Source organism: Parvibaculum sp. (assembly GCF_002684405.1).
Taxonomy (GTDB): Bacteria; Pseudomonadota; Alphaproteobacteria; order Parvibaculales; family Parvibaculaceae; genus Parvibaculum.
The window spans coordinates 22,575-41,093 of record NZ_NYVD01000145.1 but is presented as its reverse complement, the minus strand read 5'-3'; the positions used below and the strand labels follow the sequence as shown (position 1 = coordinate 41,093).

Genomic DNA, 18,519 nt, shown 5'->3' with positions numbered 1-18,519 from the left:
GGGCCCTCCCTAATAGGGGGTGCCGAAGCCGAGATCGATCCAGGTGAATTCAGTGATCGCGGTCGCAATGGCCGCGCTTTCCGGCGGGCTCTTGTAGTCGATCATCTCGCCGGGCGCGTGCATGCCGATGACCTTCGGCGTCCCGTCCGGCAGGGGTTTCAGCGGCAGATAGAGGCTCTGGATCGCGCTGTGCCGTCCCGATTTGTTCACGTTCTCGTAGCGTCCGTAAAAGCCGCAGGGGCGCGTCACCGTCTCGGCGAAGCTTCTGGCGATGGTGTCGCGGATGGACGGGTCCATCATCTCGTAGAGGTTCTTGCCGGTCGGGTCCATGCCCAGACGTTCGCAGGCGCGCGTTCCCACCAGCCGGTAGCGGATTTCGAACGGTCCTTCGAGCGTCAATTTGCTCATATCCGGCATCCAGGGAGCCAGTTTGGAAAGCTGGAGCTCGCGCCCTTCGGGAAGAATGTCTCCCCCGGCGCTTTCGCGCCAGCACTCCATCAATATCCGAAAAGACGGGGTGTCGAAGGAAGGCGTCGAGGTGCTTCCTGCTTCATAGGGAGCGTACTCCGTCATGAAAGCCTGGAAGGCGGCGTCTCTTTTGCCCGTCAAATGGGCGTATTCCATAGCCCGTTACCCCGCCATTCCCGCGAGCGTCGCGCGGGTTGCGCGTTTTAGTGGCATCCCGAACCGGGACCGAAAAACCACATTGAAAAATCGAGGTTAATTCGGCGTTACCGCGGGGCGCTCTCCGATCGGGAAAAGCCGGGTGACATGTCCCATTTTCCGGCCCGCCCGGATTTCCGCCTTTCCATAGAGGTGGATGGCGTAGCCCGGGTCGGCGGCAAGCGCCGTCCAGTCGGCGGCATCCTCTCCAATCAGATTGGTCATCACCGCGTCGCTATGGCGGGCGGCGGAGCCTAACGGCCAGCCGCAAATGGCCCGGACATGCTGTTCGAACTGTCCGACAAGGCAGGCATCCATGGTCCAGTGACCGGAATTATGGACGCGGGGGGCGATTTCATTGACGAGGAGACGGTCCTTGTCGCCCTTGCCATCGGGCGGCAGCAGGAAGAGTTCCACGCCCATCACGCCCACATAATCCAGCTCGCGGACCAACGTCGAGGCGATTTCGATGGCCTCGGCAGCGATCCCGGGCGTCAGCGTGGCGGGGGCAAAGCTGCGGTCCAGTATGTGGTTCTTGTGGATGTTCTCCACCGGGTCGTAGGCGGCGATGGCGCCGTCCTGCCCGCGGGCGACGATGACGGAGATTTCCCGCTCGAAAGGAACGAAGCCTTCCAGAATGGCGGGGGCGTTGCCGATCTCGTCGAGGGCGGCTTGTGGCGCGGGGCCCGCCTCGATCCGGGTCTGGCCCTTGCCGTCATAGCCGAAACGGCGCGTCTTCAGGATGGAGGGCGTGCCGAGATCGGCGATGGCCTGAGCAAGGCCCGCCGCATCGTCGACGGCGCGGAAGGGGGCGGTGCGGATGCCCTGTTCGGCGATGAAGGTTTTCTCCGCCAGACGGTCCTGCGCCGTCGCCAGCGCCAGCGCGCCGGGGCGCACGGGCGCGTGTTCCGTCAGGATACGAACCGTTTCGGCCGGCACATTCTCGAATTCGTAGGTCACCACATCGACATTGTCGGCGAAGCGGGCAAGGGCTTCCGCATCGTCATAGGCGGCGACCGTCTTTTCGGCGGCCACGTCGAAGGCGGGAGAGTTCTCGTCCGGGCAATAGACATGCACGGTGAGGCCGAGTTCTGTGGCGGCGGTGGCGAGCATGCGGCCGAGCTGGCCGCCGCCCAGAATGCCGATGCAGCCGCCCGGGGCGACCGGCTCTCCTGTCGAAGCGTTGACGGTGCGGTTCATGGCTCAGGCCGGTGCGTCGCCGATGGAGGCCGATTGCTTCGCCCGGTATTCGTCGAGGCGGGCCGCCAGGGCGTCGTCGTTCAGCGCCAGCACGGCGGCGGCCAGCAAGGCGGCGTTCTTGGCGCCCGCATCGCCGATGGCGAGCGTGCCGACCGGAATGCCGCCGGGCATTTGCACGATGGACAGAAGGCTGTCCTGGCCCGACAGCGCGCGGCTTTGCACAGGCACGCCGAAAACCGGCAGCGGCGTGAGCGAGGCCGTCATGCCGGGCAGATGGGCCGCGCCGCCTGCGCCTGCTATGATGACCTTGAGACCGCGGTCGCGCGCTGTGCGCGCATAGTCGTACATGCGGTCCGGGGTGCGGTGTGCGGAGACGATCCGGGCCTCGTGAGGGATGCCGAGCGCCTCCAGAATGTCGGCGGCGTTCTTCATGGTCGGCCAGTCGGACTGGCTTCCCATGATGATGCCGACAAGGGGGCTTTCGGCCGGATCTTTGTCTGTGGAGCCCGATACAGCCATTTTCTGTCCGTTGCGCTGGCGGCGCTATTTGCCGCGCGGAAAGGCGGGGAGTATAGGCATGGAGACGTCTTTGACAAGATTCGGACCGACGTGGAGGTTTTGCCACCCGGGAATTATGGAAATGTGCAATCAGAAGTGGCATTTTCAGGGGATAGCAGGCCATCACAGGGGCTCGGAGGCACCGCGATGAAACTGGGCGGCATAGGGTCTACCCGGCCGACGACTTCACGCTCGCGAAGCGCAGCTTCCGCCGCGTCGGACAACGACGGGCGGGCGGCTGCGGTGCGCCGTGTGCAAGACAGCGTCCAGGTGCTGGGTATCCCTGAGGAAGAGCTGACCCCGAAAGTGCGAGATGCCCTGATGGGCCTCATGCAGGAGGTGGAAGAGCTTCGCCGCAACGTGTCGGAAATACAGAAGCGTCTGCGCGAAGCGGAACATCTGGCCGACCACGACCCGCTGATCCCTGTGCTGAACCGCCGGGCCTTCGTCCGGGAGATCGGCCGCGTCGTCGCCATGGGCAAACGCTATGGGGATACGGCGGGGATCGTCTATCTCGACATCGACCGTTTCAAGGAAATCAACGACCTCCATGGCCATGCGGCAGGCGATGGTGTGTTGAAATTCGTGGCCTCGCAGACGGCGGCCCATATCAGGGACACCGACATCATGGGCAGGCTGGGTGGCGACGAGATCGCCGTTCTTCTTGCGCATACGGATGAAAAGAATACGCAGGCCAAGGCGCGTGAGCTGAAGGCGCTGATCGGCGCGGAGCCTTTCAATTATGAAGGCGTCGCCATTCCGGTATCGGTATCCGTGGGCGCCACGTCCTTTGGCGGCGAGGATAATCCGGATACGGCGCTTTCGCGGGCGGATGCGCGGATGTATCTCGACAAGAAGCAGATGGACGAGGGCGGCAAAGGCCGGTGATCGTCCCGTTGCCTGAATATGTCAGGCGATGATATCGGGAAACAGAATATCGTCTATTTCCTGAATGCGGTCGCGCAGGACGAGCTTGCGCTTCTTCAGCCGCTTCACCTGAAGCTGATCGGGCATGGGCAGCGTTTCGAGCGCCAGGATCGCGTCATCGAGGTCGCGGTGTTCCAGCTTCAGTTGCGCCAGTTCGTTGCGCAGATCTTCTTCGTCCTGTTCGGTCATGCGGCGAGCCATGCGAGAGGGGCGACAAGTGCAACCCGTTTCATACCCCTACATGGTATGGGGGAACAAGCGCGCTTCGCGGAAAGGCCGGACGGGAAATGGAGCATGACGCCATGAACGAGGCAAATCGGTTCAGGACTTTCTCGTCGAGCTATTACGGCCGGCCCGGCGTGGAGCATGCCCTGCTGACGCTGCAGGACGAGCACGGGCTGGAGGTCAATCTCGTTCTGCTTTGCCTGTTCGCGGCGTCGGAGGGCTATCCGGCCTTTGGCGAGGAGGCGTTCGGAACCTTCGGGCGCATTGCCGGGCGCTGGTCGCATGAGGCGGTGGAGCCGCTGCGCCGGGCGCGGCGCGGGCTCAAGACCATGTTGCCCGACGAGGCGGCGGCCGCCCTTCGCGAAAAGGTGAAGGCGCTGGAACTCGATGCTGAATTCGCCATGCAGGACGCGCTGGAGGCGGCCCTGCGTGCGCAGGGCGCGCCCGGTTCCGACGCGGCGGGTGCGCGCGGGACGGCGCTGCACAATCTTCAGGCCTATCTGGCGGATAAGGGCATGGCGCTGGGCGCGACGCGCGAAGGGCTTTTCCATCTCCTGCTGGATGCCGCGTTCGGGGCGCGGTGAGCGGTCAGGAAGGTTTTTTACCGCGCGATGCCGGCCTGCGCCTGCCGCCCGTCAGGTCCTCGCCCCAGCGCTTCGTCTCGTCGGCTTCCAGACCGAAAAGATCCAGCACGCGCGCGGCGGACTGGGTCACGATATCGTCCACGCTTTCGGGGTTGGCGTAAAAGGCGGGCACGGGCGGGGCGATGATGGCGCCCATCTCCGACAGCTGGGTCATGCTGCGCAGATGGCCGGTATGAAGCGGCGTTTCGCGGACCATCAGGACCAGCCTCCGCCTTTCCTTCAGCACGACATCGGCCGCCCGGGTAAGGAGGCCGGAGGTTACGCCTGTCGCGATTTCGGACATCGAGCGGACCGAGCAGGGGGCGACCACCATGCCCATGGTCTTGAAGGAGCCGGAGGAAATGGCCGCGCCCACATCGTCCTGCCGATAGACGGTGTGAGCGAGTTTTTCGACGTCTTTCGGATTGAAGGACGTCTCATAGCCGATGGTCATTTCCGCGGCCCTGGACAGGACGAGATGCGGCTCGACATCGAGCGAATTCAGCATCTGCAGAAGGCGGATCCCGTAGGTCACGCCGGACGCGCCCGAGATGCCGACGATCATGCGCCGGGGCGGGTTTTGCGGCGCCGGGCTGGATGTTATGGAGCCCGTCTCTCCGGATTTCGGCTTTCTGCTCATATTTCAATTACTTACGTTGAATCAGCGGGAATAATCCACAGCTTTTTTACAGGACCGTTCGACAGCGGTCGCAAAAGGAGTCAGAATTTTTGTCCCCTCCAGCGTAACGAAAGGTAGGTCGCAATATGGCACTGGATTCTCACATTGCCGAACTTCGTGATCGACATAAGGCTCTGGAAGAGGAGATCAACAGCGAGCTGCTTCATTCCAGCAGCGACGATCTCCACATCGCGGAACTCAAGAAGAAAAAACTCAAGCTGAAAGAGGAAATCGAGCGATTAGGCACCGAAACGGCCGCCTGATCGTCGGCGCAAACGGATAGATGGGAGCGCCGGGCATTGCCCGGCGCTTTTGTATTTAGGGGCCCCGGTATATTGGCGGCCGCCGGGGGGGATCAGGCCAGAAGCGCCGATCCGCCGTCCCAGAGCAGCTTCAGCCCCACCAGAAACACCAGGATATAGGCTAGCCGGTAGAACGGCTTTTCCGGGATGACATGCAGCGCCTTGATACCCAGCAGCATGCCGATGGGTGCCAGCGGCAGCAGGATCGCGGACGTTTCCAGATTGCCGACGGAAAGCTCGCCCAGATAGGCATAGGGCGGCAGCTTGATGAGGTTCACCAGCCAGAAGAAGAAGACGCTGGTGCCGACATAGAGCTTCTTGTCGAGCTTCTGCGGCAGCATATAGACCTGAAAGGGCGGGCCGCCGGCATGGGCGATGAAACTGGTGAAGCCGCCTATGCCGCCCCAGACCGAGCCCTTCACCGCATGGGGCGGTTTGGGCGCTTGCGCGGCGCGCCGGCCGATCCAGTGGTCGAGCGCGAAGATGACCGCGATGCCGCCGACCAGCAGCAGGATGACGGCTTCCGACAGATAGCGCGCCGTGAGCGCGGCAACGAGAATGCCGAGCGCGGCGCCGGGCACGAGGATTTTCAGATTGTGCCGGTCGAAGCTGTGGCGATAGGCCCAGATGCCGATCACGTCCATCGCGCAGAGAATAGGCAGCATGATGCCCGCCGCCTGCAGCGGCGGCACGGCGAGCGACATGAGCGGTACGCCCAGAATGCCAAGGCCGCCTGCGAACCCTCCCTTGGAGAGACCGACGATCAGCATGGCGGGGATGGCGGCTGCGTAAAACCAGGGATCGGTAATCATGGCCGCTGTTCTAGCGGGATTTGGCGGCCGGTGCAGCCAATAGGCGCACTTTTGATTGCCGCCGTGCCGGTATAGGCTCCTTTCGACCGTAACGAGCGCCGTAAAGGCCCATTTTGTCGGGAGGTGTCCCAATGAGCAGCTATGCCGAAACCTATCGTAACTGGCAGGCGGATCCGGAAGGATTCTGGCGCGATGCCGCGGGCGAGATCGACTGGTTCACGCCCGTCGACAAGGTCCGCGAGATGCGCGACGGCGGGCTGGCCGACTGGTTTGCCGGGGCAAGCTGCAACACCTGCTGGAATGCGCTCGACCGTCACGTAGAGGCGGGGCATGGCGACCGTCTCGCGCTCATCTACGACTCAGCGATGATGGGCAAGGTCAAGAAATTCACCTATGCGGAGCTGACGGACAAGGTCGCGACTTTCGCGGGCGTTCTCAAGAGCAAGGGTGTCGGCAAGGGCGACCGGGTGATCGTCTATATGCCCATGGTGCCGCAGGCCGCGGTGGCGATGCTCGCCTGTGCCCGCCTCGGGGCGATCCACTCGGTCGTGTTCGGCGGCTTCGCGGCCAAGGAGCTGGCGACGCGCATCGACGATGCCAAGCCCAAGCTCATCGTGTCCGCCTCCTGCGGGCTCGAGCCGGGCCGCGTCATCGCCTACAAGCCGCTGCTCGACCGCGCCATCGAGATGGCTTCCCACAAGCCCGAGGCCTGCATCGTCTTCCAGCGCGAAATGGAAGAGGCCTCCCTGGTCGAGGGCCGCGACTTCGACTGGAAGGCGGAGATGGACGAGGCCGCCGCCGCGGGCAACAAGCCCGACTGCGTGGCGCTCGACGCGACCGATCCGCTTTATGTGCTCTATACCTCCGGCACGACCGGCAAGCCCAAGGGCGTGGTGCGCGACAATGGCGGGCACATGGTCGCGCTCAAATGGACGATGAAAAACATCTATGGCGTCGATCCGGGCGATGTGTTCTGGGCGGCGTCCGATGTCGGCTGGGTGGTCGGCCATTCCTATATCGTCTATGCGCCGCTGCTGCATGGCGCCACCACCATCCTCTTCGAGGGCAAGCCCGTGGGCACGCCGGATGCGGGCACCTTCTGGCGCGTCATTGCCGACCATGGCGTGAAGGCGCTCTTCACCGCGCCGACCGCCTTCCGCGCGATCAAGAAGGAAGACCCGAAGGGCGAGTTCATCGGCAAATACGATCTCTCCTCGCTCGATACGCTGTTCCTGGCGGGCGAGCGAGCGGACCCCGACACCATTCAGTGGGCGGAACGTATGCTCAATGTGCCGGTGATCGACCATTGGTGGCAGACGGAAACGGGCTGGCCCATCGCCGCCAATCCGGTCGGGCTCGAAAAACTGCCCGTCAAATACGGTTCGCCCAGCGTCGCCATGCCGGGCTATGAAATTCATGTGGTGGACGAGGCGAACAAGCAGGTGTCGCCCAACACGACGGGCGCCATCGTGGTGAAGCTGCCGCTGCCGCCGGGCTGCCTGCCGACCTTGTGGGAAAACGACGACGGCTTCCGCGAAGCCTATCTCGTGGATTATCCCGGCTATTACAAGACGGCGGATGCAGGCTATCTGGACGAGGACGGGTATCTCTTCGTGATGAGCCGCACCGACGACATCATCAATGTCGCAGGCCACAGGCTTTCCACCGGCGGGATGGAAGAAGTTCTGGCGGAACTGCCCGATGTCGCCGAATGCGCCGTGATCGGCATTGCCGATGCGACCAAGGGGCAGGTGCCGGTGGGATTCCTCGTGCTCAATTCGGGCGTCGACCGGCCCGCCGGGGACATCGAAAAGGAAGCCGTCGCCATCATTCGCGACCGTATCGGCGCGGTGGCGTCCTTCAAAAAGGCTATGGTGGTCCAGCGCCTGCCCAAGACGCGTTCGGGCAAGGTGCTGCGCGGCACGATGCGCAAGATCGCGGACGGTCAGGACTGGGCCATGCCCGCGACCATCGACGATCCGGCGATCCTGGACGAGATCGCCACAGTGCTTGGCGATGCCGGGTTGAAATAGACCGGCTGAGCCGGCGAAACAGCGAGGCGGGGGCGAGCCATGACGGCGACCGACATTCTTCAGGACAAGGTTGCGATCGTGACGGGCGGTGCGCGCGGGATCGGCAAGGCCATCGCGCGGACATTCGCCGATCAGGGCGCGAAGGTGATGATCGCCGACATCGACGAAGAGGAAGGCGAAGCGGCGGCTGCCGAAATCGTCGGCCGGGGCGGCGAAGCGGCTTTCGCCTATTGCGATGTGGGCGAGCGGCTGGATGTGCGCAACATGGTCTGCGCCACGACCGACACATGGGGCCGGGTCGACATCCTGGTCAGCAATGCCGGTATCGCGCTGGGCGGAGACTTCCTGACGCTGGACGAAGAGAGTTTCGACAAGGTCATCCGAACCAATCTCAAAGGCGCGTTTCTGGTCGGCCAGGCGGTTGCGCAGCAAATGGTGGCGCAGGTGGAGGAAGGCGGCGAGCCGGGCTCCATCATCAACATGTCGTCGGTGAATGCGATCGTGGCCATTCCGAGCCAGGCGGCCTATGCGGCATCCAAGGGCGGGATCAAACAACTCACCGAAACCATGGCGATCTCGCTCGCGCCCCATGGCATCCGCGTCAATGCCATCGGACCGGGCAGCATTCAGACCGACATGCTGACCGGCGTGAACGACGACAAGCGGGCCAAGGACGTCATTCTGTCGCGCACGCCGCTGGGCCGCATCGGCCAGCCGGACGAGGTGGCGTCGGTTGCCGTTTTCCTCGCATCGTCGGGTGCGAGCTATGTGACGGGGCAGACGATCTACGCCGATGGCGGGCGTCTTGCGCTGAATTACACGATGCAGGGAACGTCGAAGGCCGACGCCCTGACCGGCAAGAAAAATCCGGGTCCGGAATAGATAGGCAGCTTCTCTCTCGCTCGCGCGTCATGCCCCGCTTTATGCGGGGCATCCACGTCTTCACGCGCCGCCAAAACGTCGATGGCCCGGACAAGCCGGGCCATGATGCAATTGTCGGGTTCATTCGAGAGAAGGAAGGCGCGCCTACTGGTCTTTGTTCTCGTCTTCGTCGTCGCCGGTCGTCACATCCTTGAGCTTGGCGAAAACGGAATCGGGATCGTATTCCCTTTCCTTTTCCTCTTCCTGCGCAGCGGGGACGGGCGGTTCGCCGGCGGCGGCTTCCAGTTCGGCCGGATAGGGGTCGGCCGGACGGCCGGCGGTCTCGCTGGTCGGCAGAAGCGTGGTGTCGTCCTCGCTGAGGCCGAGCTTCTTGCGTTCGCGCTCCAGCTTCTTGGCGGCCTTCTGGACCGCCTCATCGAGTTCGATCTGCGAGCACAGGCCCAGCGTCACCGGATCGACCGGCTTGATGTTGGCCGAGTTCCAGTGGCTGCGGTCGCGCACGCTCTGAATGGTCGGCTTGGTCGTGCCGACAAGCTTGCCGACCTGCGCATCGGAAAGTTCCGGATGGTAGCGCAGCAGCCAGGCAATCGCGTCGGGGCGATCCTGACGGCGCGAGACGGGCGTATAGCGCGGGCCTTTGCGAGCGACGACCGGCGGCAGCTTGTGCTTGCTTTCGGAGGATTTGAGACGAGCGTCGGAATCGTTCTGGCAGCGCTCGATCTCGGCGCGGGAGAGCTGGCCGGCGGCCACAGGGTCCATCCCCTTGATGCCCGCGGCAACGTCGCCATCGGCGATGCCCTTCACTTCAAGCACATGCAGGCCGCAATATTCCGCAATCTGGTCGAAAGTCAGCGCGGTATTTTCGACGAGCCAGACGGCGGTCGCCTTCGGCATAAGCGGCTGGGTCATATCATCTCCTCTGGTTCACCCGGGTTTCAGCCGGATGACCCCTTTTCTCCTGATCGAGAATTGAGTGGGTATGCCGCTTATATAATTTCAAACGGCTCTCAATGAAAGCCCGATCCGGGCTCCGTCACTCCAAAGTGAGGACGAGCTTGCCGATATGGGCGCTGGATTCCATGCGTTCATGGGCCTTTGCGGCGTCCTGGAGCGGGAAAGTGGCGTCGATGACCGGTTTTACCCGGCCCGCCTCCAGCAGCGGCCAGACTTTTTCCCGGAGCGCCGCGGCGATGCCTGCTTTTTCCTCAATTCCCCGGGCCCGCAGCGTGGAACCCGTCAGCGTCAGCCGTTTCAGCATGATCGGCATGAAGTTCACCTCCGCCGTGGAGCCGTTCAGAAAGGCGATGGAGACGATCCGGCCGTCCTGCGCGGCGGCCTTGATGTTACGGGGAATATAGTCCCCGCCCACCATGTCGAGGATCACGTCCACGCCGCGGCCCTTGGTGAGGGATTTGGTTTCTTCCACGAAATCCTGGGTTTTGTAGTCGATGGCCGCTTCCGCGCCGAGCTTCAGGCAGGCCTCGCATTTTTCGGGCGAGCCGGCGGTGGCAAAGGCGCGGGCGCCCATCAGCGAGGCGAGCTGGATTGCCGTCGTGCCGATGCCGCTGGTGCCGCCATGGACGAGAAAGGTTTCGCCCGCCTTCAGCGCGCCGCGCTCGAAGACATTGGTCCAGACGGTGAAAAAGGTTTCAGGCAGGGCCGCGGCCTCGGTCAGGCTGAGGCCTGAGGGCACCGGCAGGGCGTGGCTTTCATGGGCGAGGCAATATTCGGCATAGCCGCCGCCGCCCACCAGCGCGCAAACCCTGTCGCCCAGGCGCCAGTTGGTGACGCCGGGCCCCATGCCGACGATTTCGCCGGCGACTTCCAGGCCGGGCGTTTCCGGCGCGCCGGGCGGCGCCGGGTAGAGGCCCAGGCGCTGAAAGACGTCCGGCCGGTTGACCCCCGCCGCGCCGACCCGGATCAGGATCTCGCCATGTCCCGGCTCGGGGCGGTCGATCTCCACCGGCACCAGCACGTCGGGGCCGCCGGGTTCGTCGATGGCGATGGCGGTCATCCGGGCGGGCAGGGCGTTGGACATGGGGCGTTCCTCAAAGGGGCTTGGTTGGGGGGCTTGGGAGTTCGGATACAGGACAATCCTTGCGGCCGGCTTGCAGGTCAAGACCGGCGCTCCCACACTGGGCGGGAGACGTGACACGTCCGGAAATGAGAGGACGAAACGATGGATGACGACAATGAACCTCGCCGTCGGCGGGCCGCCTCGCTGAGCGCATTTCTGAGCGAGGATCTGAGCCTTCTCGGCATCGAGGAGCTTCAGGACCGAATCACTGCGCTGGAAGGTGAAATAGACCGTGTGCGCAATTTTCTGGATAGCAAGCGGGGGAGCCGGTCGGAAGCCGAAGCGCTGTTCAAAAAGTAGGCAGTCACGCAACCTGTTGAAATAAAAAGATTAATTCGGCTGTTCTGTGACAATTATCTGACTGCCGCCCTTGCGGCAAATTGCTACAAGGGTAAGCTTCTGTTAGTAAGAGGTTGCTAGGGTGACCTTGCGTAAATCCAGCCATCTGGATTTTGAGTGGCTCCTATCCACTCTGTTTGACGCCTCCCTGTTTTAACTGAGCCGCGGTTCGCCGCGGCTCTTTTTTGTCTCAGCATTGTAAAATTTGTCCCGGTATCTTTGTCGGGGCGGCTTTTCCGGCTAGATTTTCGTCACATCCCCCTGTGTATGACCCGTTGCGGCACAGCCTGCGCTGGCATGGCTCTTGATGCCTGTTCGTCAGATTGTTTCGAGATGGACCACCCGACAGGGCGGGAGATGGCAATGACGAGAAATGAAAACCCCGGTGAGATCGTTTTCGCAGAGCCCGGCACAGGGCTCGCGGCGACCATGCAGCGCGAACTCTTCGAGCGCACATACGAAGAGGGCATGCAGCTCGTGGAGCAGACTTCGGCCTATCTGGACGGGGACGGCCGGGATGCGGCGCGCTATCTCAACCGCCATGCCTCGCTTGCCTATGCGACGGAGAGCATGCGCCTGACCACCAGGCTGATGCAGGTGGCCGCCTGGCTCCTGATCCGCAAGGCGGTGGTGAGCGCCGAGGTGTCGCCGGAAGAGGCGGAGGACGAGCGCTACCGGCTCTCGACCAAGGAACTGGCCAATACGGCCTCCATGAAGGACACGCCGGGCCTGCCGGGCGATTTTCTCGAACTCGTCGAGCGCTCCGAGCGGCTTTATGACCGGGTGCAGAGGCTGGACGACCAGTTGAGGCGCGGTGTCGATACGCGGGCGCAGGCCGTTAATCCGGTGGCCGAGCAGATCCGCCGGGCCGAGGATTTCTTCCAGGAGAATGTGCTGCGCTTTCCGGTTCCCGAATAAGCGCCGCCTTTATCCTTCAGGCAAAACGAAAGCCCCGCCTTCCATATGGAAAGCGGGGCTTTTTCGTGTCTTTCGGGCGGAACCGCCTTACTTGATGAAGTCGAACTTCTTCTTGAAGCGGCTCACGCGACCGCCACGGTCGACGAGCTGCGCCGAACCGCCGGTCCAGGCCGGATGGGTGGTCGGGTCGATATCGAGCGTCATCGTGTCGCCTTCCGCGCCCCAGGTGCTGCGGGTCTGGAAGGTGGTCCCGTCGGTCATGGCCACGTTGATGACGTGGTACTCGGGATGAATGTCTTTCTTCATGGCTCGCGCCTTCCTGAAGGGCTGAATGTCGCGGATGCCGGCGCGCGACGGCTCATCGCCCGCGCTGCCGGAATGGGGGCTTATAACGAAGAGACCCGTCCGGTGCAAGAGGTTTGGCGGGTCTTTCCGGCGGTTTCCTTACGCATTTGTAATTGCCTCAGGCGGGACATATCGGCGCGGGCGGGCCCCGCCAGATTGTTGGCCGTCCAAGGGGTTGATATACAACCTCACCGGAACATGCCGCGGGCCCGCTTTTGCCACAAAGCCTTTTGCCCGGACCGGCCCTTTTTGCCAACAGTTTCCAGGTCTATCGATGAGCAGGTCAGCCAATACCGTCGCCGAAGCCATTGAGGAAGAGGCCCTGCGCCGTACGCCGGCGCGTGGCGTGAAACCCATTGGCAAGCTCAGACCGTTTCTGGGGCGCTACAAGGGCATGCTGCTGATGGCGCTGATCTCCCTGATGGGGGCGACGCTGGCGACGCTGGCCTTTCCGTTGGCCACGGGCCGTATCATCGATCACGGCTTCAATGCCGAGGATGCGTCGCTGATCGACCAGTATTTCCTGGCCCTGATCGGGGTGGCTCTGGTGCTTGGCGTTTCTTCCGCCTCGCGCTTCTTTTTCGTGAGCTGGCTTGGCGAGCGCGTGGTCGCCGATATCCGCAGCGCCGTCTATGCGCATGTGCTGCGCCTGTCGCCCGCCTTTTTCGAGATGACGCGAACGGGCGAGGTGCTGTCGCGGCTCACCGCCGATACGACGCTTATCAAGCAGGTGGTGGGATCGTCGGCCTCGGTCGCGCTGCGCAATCTCTTCCTTTTCATCGGCGCCGTGTCGATGATGGCCTATACGAGCCCCAAGCTGTCGCTTTATGTGCTCTTCGCGATCCCCGCGATCATGTTGCCCCTCATCCTGCTGGGGCGCTGGGTCAGGCGGCTTTCGCGCGATAGCCAGGACCGGCTGGCGGATTCGAGCGCCTTCGGAAGCGAAAGCCTCAATGCGGTACAGACCGTGCAGGCTTTCACGCATGAAAAGATCGAGATCGAGCGGTTCACCGAGACGGTGGAGCGCACCTTCAATGCCGCGCGCGGGCGCATCACGGCGCGGGCCGTGCTGACGGCGCTGATCTTTTTCGTCGGCATGTCGAGTGTGGTGGTGGTGCTCTGGCTTGGCGCGAAGGCCGTGCTGGCGGGGACGATGACGGGCGGCAATCTCGCCGAATTCATCCTCTATGCGCTTTTCGCGGCGACCTCGCTCGCCTCGCTCTCGGAAGTCTGGGGCGACATGCAGATGGCGGCCGGCGCGACGGAGCGGCTGGTGGAACTGCTGCATGTGGAACCGGAAATTCAGGCGCCGGCCAACCCCAGGGCGTTGCCGAGCCGTGTGGCGGGCGCCATTGGCTTCGACAAGGTCACCTTTTCCTATCCGACGCGGCCCGACTTTTCGGCATTGCACGAGTTTTCGCTCGATGTGACGCCGGGCGAGACGGTGGCGCTGGTGGGGCCGTCCGGTGCGGGCAAGAGCACGGTCTTCCAGCTCCTGCTGCGTTTCTACGACCCGCAATCGGGCAAGGTGATGCTGGACGGCATCGATCTGGCGGAGGCCGACCCGGAGGAAGTGCGCAAGCATCTGGCCGTGGTGCCGCAGGACACGGTGATGTTCGGCGCGTCGGTTGCCGAGAACATCCGCTATGGCCGCCCGGAGGCGAGCGATGCGGAAGTGCGCGCGGCGGCGGAGGCGGCCCGCATCGCCGAGTTTGCCGAAGCGCTGCCCCAGGGGTACGACACCCATGTGGGCGAGCGGGGCGTGACGCTGTCCGGCGGGCAGCGCCAGCGCATCGCCATTGCGCGCGCCATCCTGCGCGACGCGCCGGTACTGCTGCTCGACGAGGCGACGAGCGCGCTCGACAGCGAAAGCGAGCATCTGGTGCAGGCCGCCCTTGAAGAGCTGATGCAGAACCGCACGACGCTGGTCATCGCGCACAGGCTCGCCACCGTGCTCAAGGCCGACCGGATTATCGTCATGGAGAACGGCCGGGTGGTCGAAACGGGCACCCATGCGGAGCTCGTGTCCAATGGCGGGCTTTACGGGAGGCTCGCCAAGCTGCAATTTGCAGGTGGATCCGTCGAGGCGCTGCAGGCCGAAGCGGCCGCTCAATAGAGACGAAACAGATAACAAGACCAACAGGGGAGGGGCGGATGCCCAGATGGCTGGTGTATTCGGGCCTGGCCGTATTCGCGGTGGTGTTTGCCGGCAGCGTGCTGACCTGGCGTTTTCTGTCGGCCGCGGGCTATTTCACCGAGGTTCAGACGGAAGTGGCCGCCGATTGCCATGAAATCCGCTCCGTGCCGGGGCCGGAAGACATCGTGGTGGACCGGCAACGTGGCGTGGCCTTCGTTTCCGCTTATGACAGGCGGGCCGTCATGGCGGGCGGCGAGGGGAGCGATGCCGTGCGAGGCGGGATCTACCTCATCGACCTCAAGGGGCCGCGCAAGGATTGGGGGCTCAGTCCCGTCACGCCGCGCGAGCCTGAAAGTTTCCGCCCCCATGGCATATCGCTTTACGAAGACGCGACGGGGACGCGGCGGCTCTTCGTCGTCAATCATCCGGCGAACGGGGCCGGCGAAATCCTCATCTACGACATCGGCGACGACAACCAGCTGACGCTTGCGCAGACCGTGCGCAGCTCGCTTATCGTGTCGCCCAATGATGTGGTGGCGGTGGGCCCCGACAGCTTCTACGCGACCAACGATCACGGAACGTCTTCGCCGACGGGCAAGATGGTGGACGACTTCCTGCTGCTGCGGAACGGCAATATCGTCTATTACGACGGCAGCGAAATGCGCGTCGCCGCAGACACGCTGGGCTATCCCAACGGTATCAATGTGAGCCCGGACGGGTCGCGGATCTATGTGGCGACGACCATGGAAGCGGCGCTCCATGTCTATAAGCGCGATCCGCAAAGCGGGGTGCTGGAGGCGTTCGATTTCGCCCGGCTCGGGACGGGCACGGACAATATCGACGTGCTGCCGGACGGGACGCTGCTCATCGGGTCGCATCCCGATCTCGTCATGTTCATGGAGCATGCCGGAGACCCCAAGGCGCTGTCGCCGGGACAGGTGGTGCGCGTCGAACCCGCCAGCGAAGGCGGCGGCAAGGCGGGAACGATCTATCTCAACAAGGGCGAACAGATTTCCGGTCTGTCGGTCGCGGCCGGCTACAAGGACCAGATGCTCATCGGCGCGGTGTTCGAGCCGAAGATTCTGGCCTGCAAGCAGAGCACGGAAATCAAGTCGTATTGACGGGGCATAAATCATCGTCATTCCGGGCTCGCCCCGGAATCCATGATGCCGTTCTGTCTGTACCGAGAGTTCGACATGGACCCCGGATCAAGTCCGGGGTGACGGAAGGAGAGGGTTGTCTCACCGCTCCGTCAGCTTGAACTCGATGCGGCGGTTGCGCCGGTTGGCTTCGGGCGAGGTGCCTTTCACCAGCGGCTGGTATTCGCCGAAGCCGGCGGCGACGAGCCGTTTGGGCGGGACGCCTTCGTTTTCCAGCAGGTGAACCACTTTCAGCGCGCGGGCGGTGGAGAGTTCCCAGTTGGACGGAAACTCCGGCGTGTTGATCGGATTGGCATCGGTGTGGCCGTCCACGCGCAGCACCCAGGGGATGTCTGCGGGGATGTCCTTTGCGATCTGCTTCACCGCGTCGGCGATCTGCGTCAGCTCGCGGTTTCCTTCCGGGCTCAGATCGGCGGAGCCTGAATCGAAGAAGATTTCCGACTGCATGACGAAGCGGTCGCCCACGACCTCAATGTCCTTTCGGTCGCCCAGAATTTTGCGCAAACGGCCGAAGAAGTCCGACCGGTAGCGGGCCAGTTCCTGCACTTTCTGGGCGAGCGCGGCATTGAGGCGTTTGCCGAGATTGGCAATCTGGGCCTGGGATTCCTCGTCCTTTTTCTCCGCCGCGTCGAGCGATGCCTGAAGCTGGGCAAGCTGGTGGCGCATGGCGGCGATCTGCTCGTTCAGCAGGGCGACCTGCTGGAGCGCGTCGTCGGAAATCTGTTTCTGCTTGTCGAGCCTGTCCTGCAGCGCGGACACCTTGTCGCCGGAGCCTTTTGCATCGGAGAGCATGCCGGAAAGGCGGTTTTTCTCGTCATTGGCGGCGGAGAGCGATGCCTGCAAGGAGGCGATGGTCGATTGCAGATCGGCTTTCTCGCGCTTCGACACGGCGAGCTGGCTCGTCAGTTCGGCAATCTGGCTCTTCAGATAGTCGAGCGCGGAATCCTTGTTGGAGACGATCTGGGTCAGGAAGAACTGCGTGATCATGAAGATCGTCAGCAGGAAGATAAGGACGAGCAACAGGCTCGACATGGCGTCGACGAAGCCGGGCCAGTAGTCGGTGCTCGGGGCGCGTCCCCGGATCTTTCTGGAGCCGATGGCCATGCGCTCAGTCCGTCTTGCCGAGTTTTTTCGTCAGCTCTTCCAGAAGCGCCTGCTCCTTGCGCATCTGATCGGTGAGCGCCGTGACCTGTCCGGCCAGCGCCATCAGCGCCTGCGCGGAGGGGTGGCCGTCCTGTTCCAGAAGCTTTTCGATGGCCTCAAGGCGTTCCGTCGCGCCTGCGCCGGCCAGTTCGCCGTCATGGGCGATGCTGGTCACGGTGGAGAGCCATTCTTCCAGTTCGTTGTAGAAGCGGTTCTGCGCCTGGCCCGCCTGAAGGTCGAGAAAGCCGAGCACCAGCGATCCGGACAGACCGAAGAGAGAGGAGGAGAACGCCGTGCCCATGCCCTGCAGCGGGCCTTCGAGCCCTGCCTTCAGATTGGTGAAGACGGCGGCGGGGTCGGCGGATTCCACGCTCAGGCTGCCGATGGTGCCCGCGACCGAGGTGACGGTGGTCAGCAGGCCCCAAAAGGTGCCGAGCAGGCCCAGAAAGACGAGCAGGCCGATCATGTAGCGCGAGATTTCGCGCTGTTCTTCGAGGCGCGAGCCCAGCGAATCCAGAATGGAGCGCATGGACGAGGTGTTGAGCGTCATGCGGCCCTTGCGCTCGCCCAGCATGGTCGCCATCGGGGCGAGGAGCTTCGGCGCGGAGGAAATCGCAAGACCCGGATCGCTGCGGCGGAACTCGTTCACCCAGCGCACTTCGTCGGTGAGGCTCATCACCTGCCGGAACGCATAGAGAATGCCGATGGCGAGAACGCCGAGGATCAGGCCGTTCAGGCCCGGATTGGACATGAAGGCCGTCTCGATCTGCGGCGCGAGGATCACGACGAGGAAACCCGCCAGCACGAGAAAGAGCAGCATTCGTGTCAGGTAGGGGCCGGGTTTGGACAGTTCGAAACCGCCACCATCTCTTTTCGCCATGTCCGTTCCTGCTATCTGCCTGCGTAATCGATATCGACGCGGTCGGTCGGGCCGCTATCCTCCACGCCTCCGAGCGCCCGCACAAGGATGCGTTCCTTCACAATTCCTTCGCGGACGAGAAGGCCGCGCACCTTGCGCGCGCGCCTGAGCGAGATGCGGCGCGCGTCGAGGCTCTGGCCGTTCGGGGGCCCCGCATAGGCGACGATCATCAGCCGGCCGCTCTTCTTCCGGAAATCATGTGCGAAGGCGATGATCTGTTCTTCCGCGCTCTTCGAGACGGTCGCGTCGCCCTCGGCAAAGGGGATGCGGGCAAGAACAGGCGAAGGCGGCGGAAGGGGCTTTTCGCCCTGAGCGGAGATGGCGGTCATATCGACCGAGGCGGCGCGCGCGGTATTTGCGCCAAGGGCGAGGCACAGGCCCGCAAGCAGGCAAAGCATCGCCTTGCTTCCTCGTCCGCCATACCCGAAGTCATTCACGACCACCCGTCTCATGGGAAGAAGTCTAGCGCGGCGGGGCGGGGGCGAACAGGGGAGAAGAGGGCACGCGTAGTATCCATCGAGACGGATTTCCACATAGCCACCCGTCCGGCCTTCTAAAGGGCCGGGCGTCGTTCAAT

General features: G+C 63.5%; 21 protein-coding genes. 9 read left to right on the top strand and 12 right to left on the bottom strand.

Annotated elements, in window-relative coordinates; translation table 11 throughout:
• Nucleotides 1-9 precede the first annotated feature (9 nt).
• From CMI59_RS13710 to purE, 3 genes are all read right to left on the bottom strand, one after another.
• Nucleotides 10-573, bottom strand: a complete 564-nt coding sequence (locus CMI59_RS13710; RefSeq protein ID WP_293328823.1) for a PAS domain-containing protein — start codon at nt 571-573, stop codon at nt 10-12.
• 147 nt (nt 574-720) lie between these two features.
• A complete protein-coding gene (locus tag CMI59_RS13705) occupies nt 721-1,863 on the bottom strand; it encodes a 5-(carboxyamino)imidazole ribonucleotide synthase (RefSeq protein WP_293328797.1) in 1,143 nt (380 codons plus the stop codon).
• Between the two features lie 3 nt (nt 1,864-1,866).
• Nucleotides 1,867-2,382, bottom strand: coding sequence for a 5-(carboxyamino)imidazole ribonucleotide mutase (purE, locus tag CMI59_RS13700; RefSeq protein WP_293328796.1), 516 nt, complete (start codon nt 2,380-2,382; stop codon nt 1,867-1,869).
• 282 nt (nt 2,383-2,664) lie between these two features.
• Between purE and CMI59_RS13695 the strand changes: the two genes are divergently transcribed.
• Complete coding sequence (locus tag CMI59_RS13695) at nt 2,665-3,309, top strand: GGDEF domain-containing protein (RefSeq protein ID WP_293328795.1); 645 nt, start codon at nt 2,665-2,667, stop codon at nt 3,307-3,309.
• A gap of 21 nt (nt 3,310-3,330) precedes the next feature.
• Here the strand turns inward: CMI59_RS13695 and CMI59_RS13690 are convergent, their stop codons facing one another.
• On the bottom strand, nt 3,331-3,537 hold the full coding sequence (locus CMI59_RS13690) for a DUF465 domain-containing protein (protein WP_293328794.1): 207 nt from the start codon (nt 3,535-3,537) through the stop codon (nt 3,331-3,333).
• Between the two features lie 113 nt (nt 3,538-3,650).
• Here CMI59_RS13690 and CMI59_RS13685 point away from each other — a divergent pair, with 113 nt between their 5' ends.
• On the top strand, nt 3,651-4,157 hold the full coding sequence (locus tag CMI59_RS13685) for a TIGR02444 family protein (RefSeq protein ID WP_293328793.1): 507 nt from the start codon (nt 3,651-3,653) through the stop codon (nt 4,155-4,157).
• A gap of 4 nt (nt 4,158-4,161) precedes the next feature.
• Here the strand turns inward: CMI59_RS13685 and CMI59_RS13680 are convergent, their stop codons facing one another.
• Nucleotides 4,162-4,761, bottom strand: coding sequence for a UbiX family flavin prenyltransferase (locus tag CMI59_RS13680; protein WP_293328822.1), 600 nt, complete (start codon nt 4,759-4,761; stop codon nt 4,162-4,164).
• A gap of 200 nt (nt 4,762-4,961) precedes the next feature.
• Here CMI59_RS13680 and CMI59_RS13675 point away from each other — a divergent pair, with 200 nt between their 5' ends.
• Nucleotides 4,962-5,138, top strand: coding sequence for a DUF465 domain-containing protein (locus CMI59_RS13675; RefSeq protein WP_293328792.1), 177 nt, complete (start codon nt 4,962-4,964; stop codon nt 5,136-5,138).
• A 92-nt stretch (nt 5,139-5,230) separates the two neighbouring features.
• Here the strand turns inward: CMI59_RS13675 and CMI59_RS13670 are convergent, their stop codons facing one another.
• Entirely contained in the window at nt 5,231-5,989 is a 759-nt protein-coding gene (locus CMI59_RS13670; protein WP_293328791.1) for a sulfite exporter TauE/SafE family protein, read from the bottom strand.
• Between the two features lie 131 nt (nt 5,990-6,120).
• Here CMI59_RS13670 and CMI59_RS13665 point away from each other — a divergent pair, with 131 nt between their 5' ends.
• Nucleotides 6,121-8,022 carry a propionyl-CoA synthetase gene (locus CMI59_RS13665; protein ID WP_293328790.1) on the top strand — a complete coding sequence of 634 codons (1,902 nt, stop codon included), beginning with the start codon at nt 6,121-6,123 and terminating at the stop codon, nt 8,020-8,022.
• Between the two features lie 39 nt (nt 8,023-8,061).
• On the top strand, nt 8,062-8,904 hold the full coding sequence (locus CMI59_RS13660) for a glucose 1-dehydrogenase (protein ID WP_293328789.1): 843 nt from the start codon (nt 8,062-8,064) through the stop codon (nt 8,902-8,904).
• Nucleotides 8,905-9,048: 144 nt separating this feature from the next.
• On the opposite strand, the gene CMI59_RS13655 is transcribed toward CMI59_RS13660, so the two are convergent.
• Entirely contained in the window at nt 9,049-9,813 is a 765-nt protein-coding gene (locus CMI59_RS13655) for a cell cycle transcriptional regulator TrcR (protein WP_293328788.1), read from the bottom strand.
• A gap of 124 nt (nt 9,814-9,937) precedes the next feature.
• A complete protein-coding gene (locus CMI59_RS13650) occupies nt 9,938-10,942 on the bottom strand; it encodes an NAD(P)H-quinone oxidoreductase (RefSeq protein ID WP_293328787.1) in 1,005 nt (334 codons plus the stop codon).
• 141 nt (nt 10,943-11,083) lie between these two features.
• On the opposite strand from CMI59_RS13650, the gene CMI59_RS13645 reads away from it, so the two are divergent.
• A complete protein-coding gene (locus tag CMI59_RS13645; RefSeq protein ID WP_293328786.1) occupies nt 11,084-11,281 on the top strand; it encodes a DUF1192 domain-containing protein in 198 nt (65 codons plus the stop codon).
• A gap of 402 nt (nt 11,282-11,683) precedes the next feature.
• Entirely contained in the window at nt 11,684-12,238 is a 555-nt protein-coding gene (locus CMI59_RS13640) for a DUF1465 family protein (protein WP_293328785.1), read from the top strand.
• An 87-nt stretch (nt 12,239-12,325) separates the two neighbouring features.
• On the opposite strand, the gene rpmE is transcribed toward CMI59_RS13640, so the two are convergent.
• Nucleotides 12,326-12,544, bottom strand: coding sequence for a 50S ribosomal protein L31 (gene rpmE / locus CMI59_RS13635; RefSeq protein WP_167090499.1), 219 nt, complete (start codon nt 12,542-12,544; stop codon nt 12,326-12,328).
• Between the two features lie 313 nt (nt 12,545-12,857).
• On the opposite strand from rpmE, the gene CMI59_RS13630 reads away from it, so the two are divergent.
• Both CMI59_RS13630 and CMI59_RS13625 read left to right on the top strand, forming a co-directional pair.
• Nucleotides 12,858-14,699 (top strand): ABC transporter transmembrane domain-containing protein, encoded by a 1,842-nt coding sequence (locus CMI59_RS13630; RefSeq protein ID WP_293328784.1) that lies wholly within the window; start codon nt 12,858-12,860, stop codon nt 14,697-14,699.
• 38 nt (nt 14,700-14,737) lie between these two features.
• Nucleotides 14,738-15,841: an SMP-30/gluconolactonase/LRE family protein gene (locus CMI59_RS13625; protein WP_293328783.1), complete on the top strand. Its 1,104-nt coding sequence runs from the start codon at nt 14,738-14,740 to the stop codon at nt 15,839-15,841.
• Between the two features lie 120 nt (nt 15,842-15,961).
• Here CMI59_RS13625 and CMI59_RS13620 read toward each other — a convergent pair whose 3' ends face one another.
• Genes CMI59_RS13620 through CMI59_RS13610 form a run of 3 tightly spaced genes read right to left on the bottom strand, consistent with a single transcriptional unit; the run spans nt 15,962 to nt 18,379 of the window.
• Nucleotides 15,962-16,984, bottom strand: coding sequence for a peptidoglycan -binding protein (locus CMI59_RS13620; RefSeq protein WP_293328782.1), 1,023 nt, complete (start codon nt 16,982-16,984; stop codon nt 15,962-15,964).
• A gap of 4 nt (nt 16,985-16,988) precedes the next feature.
• Entirely contained in the window at nt 16,989-17,903 is a 915-nt protein-coding gene (locus CMI59_RS13615) for a flagellar motor protein MotA (protein WP_293328781.1), read from the bottom strand.
• Between the two features lie 11 nt (nt 17,904-17,914).
• Nucleotides 17,915-18,379 carry an OmpA family protein gene (locus CMI59_RS13610; protein ID WP_293328780.1) on the bottom strand — a complete coding sequence of 155 codons (465 nt, stop codon included), beginning with the start codon at nt 18,377-18,379 and terminating at the stop codon, nt 17,915-17,917.
• Between the last annotated feature and the right edge of the window lie 140 nt (nt 18,380-18,519).

Bases quoted from the DNA above. Each gene is read 5' to 3' on its own strand.
- CMI59_RS13665 (WP_293328790.1), top strand. From the start codon at position 6,121: ATGAGCAGCTATGCCGAAACCTATCGTAACTGGCAGGCGGATCCGGAA.
- CMI59_RS13705 (WP_293328797.1), bottom strand. From the start codon at position 1,863: ATGAACCGCACCGTCAACGCTTCGACAGGAGAGCCGGTCGCCCCGGGC.
- CMI59_RS13630 (WP_293328784.1), top strand. From the start codon at position 12,858: ATGAGCAGGTCAGCCAATACCGTCGCCGAAGCCATTGAGGAAGAGGCC.
- CMI59_RS13645 (WP_293328786.1), top strand. From the start codon at position 11,084: ATGGATGACGACAATGAACCTCGCCGTCGGCGGGCCGCCTCGCTGAGC.
- CMI59_RS13685 (WP_293328793.1), top strand. From the start codon at position 3,651: ATGAACGAGGCAAATCGGTTCAGGACTTTCTCGTCGAGCTATTACGGC.
- CMI59_RS13680 (WP_293328822.1), bottom strand. From the start codon at position 4,761: ATGATCGTCGGCATCTCGGGCGCGTCCGGCGTGACCTACGGGATCCGC.
- CMI59_RS13650 (WP_293328787.1), bottom strand. From the start codon at position 10,942: ATGTCCAACGCCCTGCCCGCCCGGATGACCGCCATCGCCATCGACGAA.
- CMI59_RS13670 (WP_293328791.1), bottom strand. From the start codon at position 5,989: ATGATTACCGATCCCTGGTTTTACGCAGCCGCCATCCCCGCCATGCTG.
- purE (WP_293328796.1), bottom strand. From the start codon at position 2,382: ATGGCTGTATCGGGCTCCACAGACAAAGATCCGGCCGAAAGCCCCCTT.
- CMI59_RS13615 (WP_293328781.1), bottom strand. From the start codon at position 17,903: ATGGCGAAAAGAGATGGTGGCGGTTTCGAACTGTCCAAACCCGGCCCC.
- CMI59_RS13675 (WP_293328792.1), top strand. From the start codon at position 4,962: ATGGCACTGGATTCTCACATTGCCGAACTTCGTGATCGACATAAGGCT.
- CMI59_RS13620 (WP_293328782.1), bottom strand. From the start codon at position 16,984: ATGGCCATCGGCTCCAGAAAGATCCGGGGACGCGCCCCGAGCACCGAC.
- CMI59_RS13625 (WP_293328783.1), top strand. From the start codon at position 14,738: ATGCCCAGATGGCTGGTGTATTCGGGCCTGGCCGTATTCGCGGTGGTG.
- CMI59_RS13690 (WP_293328794.1), bottom strand. From the start codon at position 3,537: ATGACCGAACAGGACGAAGAAGATCTGCGCAACGAACTGGCGCAACTG.
- CMI59_RS13660 (WP_293328789.1), top strand. From the start codon at position 8,062: ATGACGGCGACCGACATTCTTCAGGACAAGGTTGCGATCGTGACGGGC.
- CMI59_RS13655 (WP_293328788.1), bottom strand. From the start codon at position 9,813: ATGACCCAGCCGCTTATGCCGAAGGCGACCGCCGTCTGGCTCGTCGAA.
- rpmE (WP_167090499.1), bottom strand. From the start codon at position 12,544: ATGAAGAAAGACATTCATCCCGAGTACCACGTCATCAACGTGGCCATG.
- CMI59_RS13710 (WP_293328823.1), bottom strand. From the start codon at position 573: ATGACGGAGTACGCTCCCTATGAAGCAGGAAGCACCTCGACGCCTTCC.
- CMI59_RS13640 (WP_293328785.1), top strand. From the start codon at position 11,684: ATGACGAGAAATGAAAACCCCGGTGAGATCGTTTTCGCAGAGCCCGGC.